Below are 7,187 nucleotides of genomic sequence, written 5' to 3' on the forward strand. Positions count from 1 at the left end.
GCCGGGGAGTGGGGCGGCGGGGAGTGGACCGGCGGACGGTTCGCGCTGGTCATCGGGGATGTCCAGGGGCATGACGTGCGGGCGGCCGGGCTGATGGGACAGCTCCGGATCGCGCTGCGCGCGTACGCCTCGGAGGGGCACAGGCCCGACGCGGTGCTGTCGCGGGCCTCGCGCTTTCTGGCCGGGCTCCAGCACTACCAGGGTCCGGGGGCGGGCAGCGCGCAGGGTCCAGGGGCGGGCAGCGCGGCCATGGGTTCCGACGAAGACTCCGCAGGCGGTCCGCGCTTCGCGACCTGCCTCTATCTGGAGGTCGACCCGGAGGCCGGCACCCTCGACATCGCCCGCGCAGGTCATCCCGATCCGGTGATCCGCGCGGCCGACGGGACGGCGGTGGTCCGGCCGACCGCGGGCGGGCTGCCGCTCGGGATCGAGGCCGACTCCGACTATCCGACGACCCGGCTCGGCCTGGAGCCCGGCGAGACGCTGATGCTGTGCACGGACGGGCTGATCGAGACCGGCGGGCACGACATGGTGTCGGGCTGGGCGCGGCTGCGGCCGGTGCTGGAGGAGTACAGCGGCGAATCCCTGGAGAAGCTCGCCGACGCGCTCGTCCAGGCCGTGCACGGGCCGACCTCGCACTACACGACCGGGCCGCTCGCGGACCGGCGCGAGGACGACATAGCGCTGCTGCTGCTCTCCCGGGACCGTACGCCCGTACTCACGGCGGGCGGCACCGCGCGGCGCACGGCGCTGACGATCGCGCAGGCCGAGCCGGAGCGCATCGCCGGGGTACGGCGGCAGGTGCGCGATCTGCTGCACGACTGGGCGGACGGCGAGCAGGTCGACTCGGCGGAGCTGATGGTCTCCGAGATGCTCACCAACGTACTCGTCCACACCGACAACGACGCCCTGCTGCTGGCCGAGGCGAGCGGCGAGCCCGGGTGGCGGCGGCTCCGGGTCGAGGTCGCGGACACCAGCGACGAACTGCCGCACCGCAGGCGCCCCGGAGAGCTGGCGTCCAGCGGGCGCGGGCTGCTGCTGATGGAGATGCTGGCGGACGCGTGGGGGGTGGACCCGCGGGGCGACGGGAAGTCGATCTGGTTCGAGCTGTACGAGCGGGGGGCCGAGGACACGGCGGACGGCTGAGCTGCGCGCGGGGCGGGGTCCGGCCCAGGGCTGAGCCGTGCGCGGTCCGGGCCGGGCGTGCCCCCAAGCCTACGCCGCCGGGCCGTAGCGGGTGCGCAGCTCGGAGACCACGCCGAACACGGCGGCCGTCAGCGGTACGGCGAGCAGCATGCCCAGGATCCCGGCGACGCTGGCGCCCGCGGTGATGGCCAGTATCACCACGGCCGGGTGCATCTGGACCGTACGGCTCTGGATCATCGGCTGGAGCACATGCCCCTCCAGCACCTGCACCGCGAGCACCACCCCCAGCGCCCAAAGCCCGGTCACCCAGCCGCGGTCTGCGAGCGCGACCAGCACGGCGACGGCACCCGAGAGAAAGGCGCCGAGGTACGGGATGTACGCGCCGACGAAGACCAGCGCGCCCAGCCCGACCGCGCCGGGCACCTGGAGGAACAGCAGGCCGACGGTGATGCAGACGGCGTCGATCAGGGCGATGACGGTGGTGCCGCGCATAAAGCCCTCGACGGCCTCGAACGCGCGGCCCGCCATGGCCTCGACGGTCTCCCCGGTCTCGCTCGGGGCGAACGACCTGAGCGAGTCGGCGACCTTGTGCGAGTCCCGCAGGAAGAAGAACATCAGCAGCAGCGCGAGCACGGCGGTGGCGATCAGCTCGCCGACGACACTGATCCCGGTCAGCACGCCGGTGGCGGCGGTGGCGGCGAACTTGCCGAGCAGGGACTTGGCGTTGGCCGCGACATCGTCGAGCGAGGTGCCCGCGGCGCCGAAGTGCTTGCTGAGGTCCTGGGCGGCCTGCTTGAGCGAGGAGACGATCTGGTCGCCGCTGTCGACGAGCGCGCTGACCACGATGTACCCGGCACCGCCGACGACGGCCACGACGGCGACACAAGTGAGCCCGGCGGCGACCGACCGGTTGAGCCGCATGGCCAGGAGCCGCCGGAAGAACGGGCCGAGCAGGGCGGTACCGAGGATGGCGAGCATTACGGGTGTGACGGCGGTCTTGAAGGTGATGGCCAGCCAGATGCCCACGGCTCCGACCCCGGAGACGGCCAGCGCCACCGCACACCACGCGGCCAGCCGCCGGACCCCCTCGGGCAGCAAGGACGTCACAGAACCCCCAGTCACCCTCCCACCCGACCACGCCCGGCCACGGCTGTCCTCCCCGACTACGCCGGCCGGGGTGGGCAGGAGCTGCCGAGGGTCAGCCGACGCGCAACTGACGGTCACCGAAATCGGCGACCAGCCGGAGCGTGCCGCCGAGGGCTTCGACGTACGCGGCGATGGTCGCCAGTTCCGAGCGTCCCAGCTCGCCCCGCTCGAAGCGGGACACGTTGGACTGGGTCGTGCCCATGGCCTTGGCGACGTCGGTCTGCGTCAGCGCTTGCTCCTCACGGATCTCGGCGAGACGGTAGGCACGGATCCGGCTCTCCATCCCCTCCCGGATCGCGGCCTTCCGCTCATCGCTGATCCGGGTACCGTTCGCCTCGTGGATGGCAGCGGCTTCGGCCTTGGTGTCCTTCCAGTTGTGCATGATCAGTCCTCTCCAGCTGACGCACGCGTATGCGGTCGTTCTCCGATGGCGGGGGCTCAGGTGCCGGAGCCGCCGGTATTGTCCAGATCGTCGAGGTGCTGGTCGAACCGTTCGTCCGCGATCGGGATGTTGCGGTCGTACCAGCCGTTCCACGTGCCGTTCTTGTCCCCGGCAACCATGATCAGTGCCTGCCGCTCGGGGTCGAAGGCGAACAGCATACGAATCTCCGAACTGCCGGCGGAGCCGGGCCGCAGTTCCTTCATGTTGTGATGCCGGGACCGGCCGACCCGGTCGACCATGGGCCGACCCAGCGTCGGCCCACTCTCGGCGAGCAGATCAATCGCCTGTTCCACCAGATGCGCGGACTCGGGATCCTTCTCAGCGAGGTCCAGATACCAGTCGTGGACTTCTTCACACAGGATGATTTCCCAGCTCACACGGAAATTATGCCTTGCAAGAGCTATGTCCTGCAAGTTATACCGGCACGTCCCCGACGCGCGCCAGGGAGGTCGGCGTGGCGGGGGTGTGGGGGGACACTGTCCCCCCACACATCGATGGCGGGTGAGCGCGGGGAAGGCGCTCGGGCCGTGGGGTGTCAGACGTGCGGGACCGGGATTGTGCCCAGGCGGCCGGCCTGGAAGTCGTCGAAGGCCTGCTTGAGCTCCGCCTGGCTGTTCATCACGAACGGCCCGTAGTGCGCCATCGGCTCACGTATCGGCCGCCCGCCCAGCAGCACGACCTCCAGGTCCGGCGTGTGCGAGTCCTGGGACTCGTCCGCCCGTATCGTCAGCGTGCCGCCGGCGCCGAACACCGCCGTCTGCCCGGTGCGGACCGGACGCCGCTCGGCTCCCGTCGTACCGCGCCCCGCCAGCACGTACGCCAGCGCGTTGAAGTCCTCGCGCCACGGCAGCGTCACCTCCGCCCCCGGCCGCAGCGTCGCGTGGATCATGGTGATCGGGGTGTGCGTGATGCCGGGACCCTCGTGCCCGTCCAGCTCGCCCGCGATCACCCGCAGCAGCGCGCCTCCGTCCGGCGAGGTCAGCAACTGCACCTGGCCGCCGCGGATGTCCTGGTACCGCGGGTCCATCATCTTGTCGGACGCCGGCAGGTTCACCCAGAGCTGGAGCCCGTGGAACAGCCCGCCCGACATCACCAGCGACTCCGGCGGCGCCTCGATGTGCAGCAGGCCCGAGCCCGCCGTCATCCACTGGGTGTCACCGTTCTGGATCGTCCCGCCGCCACCGTTGCTGTCCTGGTGGACGAAGGTGCCGTCGATCAGATACGTGACGGTCTCGAAGCCGCGGTGGGGGTGCCAGGGCGTCCCCTTGGGCTCCCCCGGCGCGTACTCCACCTCGCCCATCTGGTCCATCATGATGAACGGGTCGAGGTACTTGTAGTCGATCCCCGCGAACGCGCGCCGCACCGGAAAACCCTCGCCCTCGAATCCACTGGGCGCGGTCGTGACGGCGAGCACGGGACGGGCCACGGCGTCGGCCGGGGCCGCCACCCTGGGCAGGGTCAGCGGGTTGTCGACGGTCACTGCGGGCATGAGAGCCTCCTCGGTTTGTCACGTCTCAATTTAGTTGAACGGTGAACATCCGGCAAGGCCCCCTTCATTCCCGCCCGCACCCGGACCGCACTCCCCGCCCGGATCCGCACACGACTGAGGCCCGTACCGAATCCGGTACGGGCCTCGGGCCGCGAAAACTCAATACGAAAACTCAACAACCAGCCGCGCGTACGGCTCAGGCGCGCGTACGGCTCCGTACATACGGCGTACGGCTCAGCCGTACATACGCCTCATCGCGAAGTCCACCATCTGCTCGACCGCCTTCGCGTCGAACACCATCCGGTGGTCCCCCTCCATGTCGAGCACGAACCCATACCCCGTCGGCAGCAGATCGATCACCTCCGCGCCCGTGATCACGAAGTACTTCGACTCCTTGCCCGCGTACCTCCGCAGCTCCTTCAGCGTGCTGAACATCGGGATCACCGGCTGCTGCGTGTTGTGCAGCGCCAGGAACCCCGGATTGTCCCCCCGCGGGCAGTACACCTTCGACGTCGCGAAGATCTGCTGGAAGTCCTCGGCCGACAGCGACCCCGTCGTGAACGCCCGTACCGCGTCACCGAGCGACGGAGGCGACGGTTCCGGATACAGCGGCTGTTCGCCGTACCCAGGAACACCCGCGCCGACGCCGCCCATCTGCTGATGGTGATGCTGCGGTGGCGGCTGCTGCGGCGGGTGCGCGTACTGCTGCTGAGCGCCCGGAGTCTGGTCGTAGCCGTACATGACCGCAAGAGTACTGAGGAATACCGCCCCGGGGAGCCCCGTCGCCCTCGTCACACCGGCAGGATCGGGGTTGCATCTTATTACCCATGGGTAGCATCATCGGAGCTACTTACTGGTACCCGCGCCTACTGGTCTTTTCCTCACCTACGGAACCTACGGAGTCGTCGCCATGGGGCACTACAAGTCGAATCTCCGCGACATCGAGTTCAACCTCTTCGAGGTGCTCGGGCGCGACAAGCTGTACGGCACGGGACCGTTCGAGGACATGGACGTCGAGACCGCGAAGAGCATCCTCGAAGAGGTCGTACGCCTCGCGGAGAACGATCTGGCGGAGTCGTTCGCGGAAGCCGACCGCACCCCGCCGGTCTTCGACCCCGAGACCGGCACGGCACCGGTGCCCGCCGCCTTCAAGAAGAGCTACCAGGCGTACATGGACTCCGAGTACTGGCGCCTCGGCCTGCCCGAGGAGATCGGCGGCACCACCTCCCCCCGCTCCCTGATCTGGGCGTACGCGGAGCTGATCCTCGGCGCCAACCCCGCCGTCTGGATGTACGCCTCGGGCCCGGCCTTCGCCGGCATCCTCTTCGAGGAGGGCAACGAGGCACAGAAGAAGGCCGCCGCGATCGCCGTCGAGAAGCAGTGGGGCTCGACCATGGTCCTCACCGAGCCCGACGCCGGCTCCGATGTGGGCGCGGGCCGCACCAAGGCCGTCGAGCAGGAGGACGGCACCTGGCACATCGAGGGCGTGAAGCGCTTCATCACCTCCGGCGAGCACGACATGTCGGAGAACATCCTCCATTACGTCCTCGCCCGCCCCGAGGGCGCCGGCCCCGGCACCAAGGGCCTGTCGCTCTTCCTCGTACCGAAGTACGAGTTCGACTGGGAGACCGGCGAGCTGGGCGAGCGCAACGGTGTGTACGCCACGAACGTCGAGCACAAGATGGGCCTCAAGGCCTCCAACACCTGCGAGCTGACCTTCGGCGACCGCCACCCCGCCAGGGGCTGGCTGATCGGCGACAAGCACGAGGGCATCCGGCAGATGTTCCGGATCATCGAGTTCGCCCGGATGATGGTCGGCACGAAGGCCATCGCCACCCTGTCCACCGGCTATCTGAACGCGCTGGAGTACGCCAAGGAGCGCGTCCAGGGCCCGGATCTGGCGCAGTTCATGGACAAGGCCGCGCCCAAGGTCACCATCACGCACCACCCCGATGTGCGCCGGGCGCTGATGACGCAGAAGGCGTACGCCGAGGGCATGCGCGCCCTGGTCATGTACACCGCCTCGGTCCAGGACGAGATCGCCGTCAAGGAGGCCGGGGGCGAGAACGCCAAGGAACTGCACGGGCTGAACGACCTGCTGCTGCCGATCGTGAAGGGCTACGGCTCGGAGCGCTCGTACGAACAGCTCGCGCAGGCCCTCCAGACCTTCGGCGGCTCCGGCTACCTCCAGGAGTACCCGGTCGAGCAGTACATCCGGGACGCCAAGATCGACACCCTCTACGAGGGCACCACCGCGATCCAGGGCCAGGACTTCTTCTTCCGGAAGATCGTCCGCGACCAGGGCCAGGCGCTGAACTCGCTGGCCGAGGAGATCAAGAAGTTCCTGGCCGTCGCCACGGGCGGTACGGAGCTGGCGCCGGCCCGGGACGCGCTCGCCAAGGCCGCCGCCGACCTGGAGGCCATCGTCGGCCGGATGCTGGCGGATCTCACCGCCACCGGCGACGACGTCAGGAACATCTACAAGGTCGGACTCAACACGACCCGGCTGCTGATGGCTTCGGGCGATGTGGTCGTGGGCTATCTGCTGCTGCGCGGGGCCGCCGTGGCCGCGGAGAAGCTGGAGACGGCCACCGCGCGGGACGTGGCGTTCTACCAGGGCAAGATCGCGGCGGCGAAGTTCTTCGCGGCGAACGTCCTGCCGGAGGTCTCGACGCAGCGCGCGCTCGCCGAGTCGGTCGACGGCTCACTGATGGAGCTGGACGAAGCCGCGTTCTGAGCCGAGCCGGGCCCGGCACCGCGACCGCCGCACGGGAGGCGGTACGGAGGACACCGCCGCCCGGCGCTCGGCATCACGGTCACCGCTGCCGCCACAGCGGGCCGGCGATGGGGCACCTTTCCGCGAGAGGTGCCCCATCGCCGTACCCGGACCCGCGCGGCGGCGGACCCGCGCGGCGGCCGTCCGCCGGCCACGCACCGGTCGTCCCCCGCCGCCCTCCCCGGCTG

At 69.8% G+C, this 7,187-nt stretch carries 7 protein-coding genes; 2 read left to right on the top strand and 5 right to left on the bottom strand.

Features of this window, described 5'->3' with window-relative positions; translation table 11 throughout:
- On the top strand, positions 1 to 1,146 hold a 1,146-nt coding region (locus tag WH07_RS30280; protein ID WP_046506977.1), incomplete at its 5' end, for an ATP-binding SpoIIE family protein phosphatase.
- 69 nt (positions 1,147 to 1,215) lie between these two features.
- On the opposite strand, the gene WH07_RS30285 is transcribed toward WH07_RS30280, so the two are convergent.
- From WH07_RS30285 to WH07_RS30305, 5 genes are all read right to left on the bottom strand, one after another.
- Entirely contained in the window at positions 1,216 to 2,253 is a 1,038-nt protein-coding gene (locus WH07_RS30285) for an AI-2E family transporter (protein WP_046506978.1), read from the bottom strand.
- A 91-nt stretch (positions 2,254 to 2,344) separates the two neighbouring features.
- A complete protein-coding gene (locus tag WH07_RS30290; RefSeq protein ID WP_046506981.1) occupies positions 2,345 to 2,674 on the bottom strand; it encodes a helix-turn-helix domain-containing protein in 330 nt (109 codons plus the stop codon).
- Positions 2,675 to 2,730: 56 nt separating this feature from the next.
- Positions 2,731 to 3,111 carry a type II toxin-antitoxin system RelE/ParE family toxin gene (locus tag WH07_RS30295; RefSeq protein WP_046506985.1) on the bottom strand — a complete coding sequence of 127 codons (381 nt, stop codon included), beginning with the start codon at positions 3,109 to 3,111 and terminating at the stop codon, positions 2,731 to 2,733.
- Between the two features lie 158 nt (positions 3,112 to 3,269).
- Positions 3,270 to 4,223 carry a pirin family protein gene (locus WH07_RS30300; protein ID WP_046506988.1) on the bottom strand — a complete coding sequence of 318 codons (954 nt, stop codon included), beginning with the start codon at positions 4,221 to 4,223 and terminating at the stop codon, positions 3,270 to 3,272.
- A 234-nt stretch (positions 4,224 to 4,457) separates the two neighbouring features.
- Entirely contained in the window at positions 4,458 to 4,964 is a 507-nt protein-coding gene (locus tag WH07_RS30305; RefSeq protein WP_046506990.1) for an SseB family protein, read from the bottom strand.
- Between the two features lie 169 nt (positions 4,965 to 5,133).
- Here WH07_RS30305 and WH07_RS30310 point away from each other — a divergent pair, with 169 nt between their 5' ends.
- A complete protein-coding gene (locus tag WH07_RS30310; RefSeq protein ID WP_046506995.1) occupies positions 5,134 to 6,960 on the top strand; it encodes an acyl-CoA dehydrogenase in 1,827 nt (608 codons plus the stop codon).
- The last annotated feature ends 227 nt before the right edge of the window (positions 6,961 to 7,187 follow it).

Source organism: Streptomyces odonnellii, assembly GCF_000981895.1.
In the GTDB taxonomy this organism is placed as follows: domain Bacteria; phylum Actinomycetota; class Actinomycetes; order Streptomycetales; family Streptomycetaceae; genus Streptomyces; species Streptomyces odonnellii.

Coding starts and splice junctions, on each gene's coding strand:
- WH07_RS30305 (WP_046506990.1), bottom strand. CDS start 4,964: ATGTACGGCTACGACCAGACTCCGGGCGCTCAGCAGCAGTACGCGCAC.
- WH07_RS30310 (WP_046506995.1), top strand. CDS start 5,134: ATGGGGCACTACAAGTCGAATCTCCGCGACATCGAGTTCAACCTCTTC.
- WH07_RS30300 (WP_046506988.1), bottom strand. CDS start 4,223: ATGCCCGCAGTGACCGTCGACAACCCGCTGACCCTGCCCAGGGTGGCG.
- WH07_RS30290 (WP_046506981.1), bottom strand. CDS start 2,674: ATGCACAACTGGAAGGACACCAAGGCCGAAGCCGCTGCCATCCACGAG.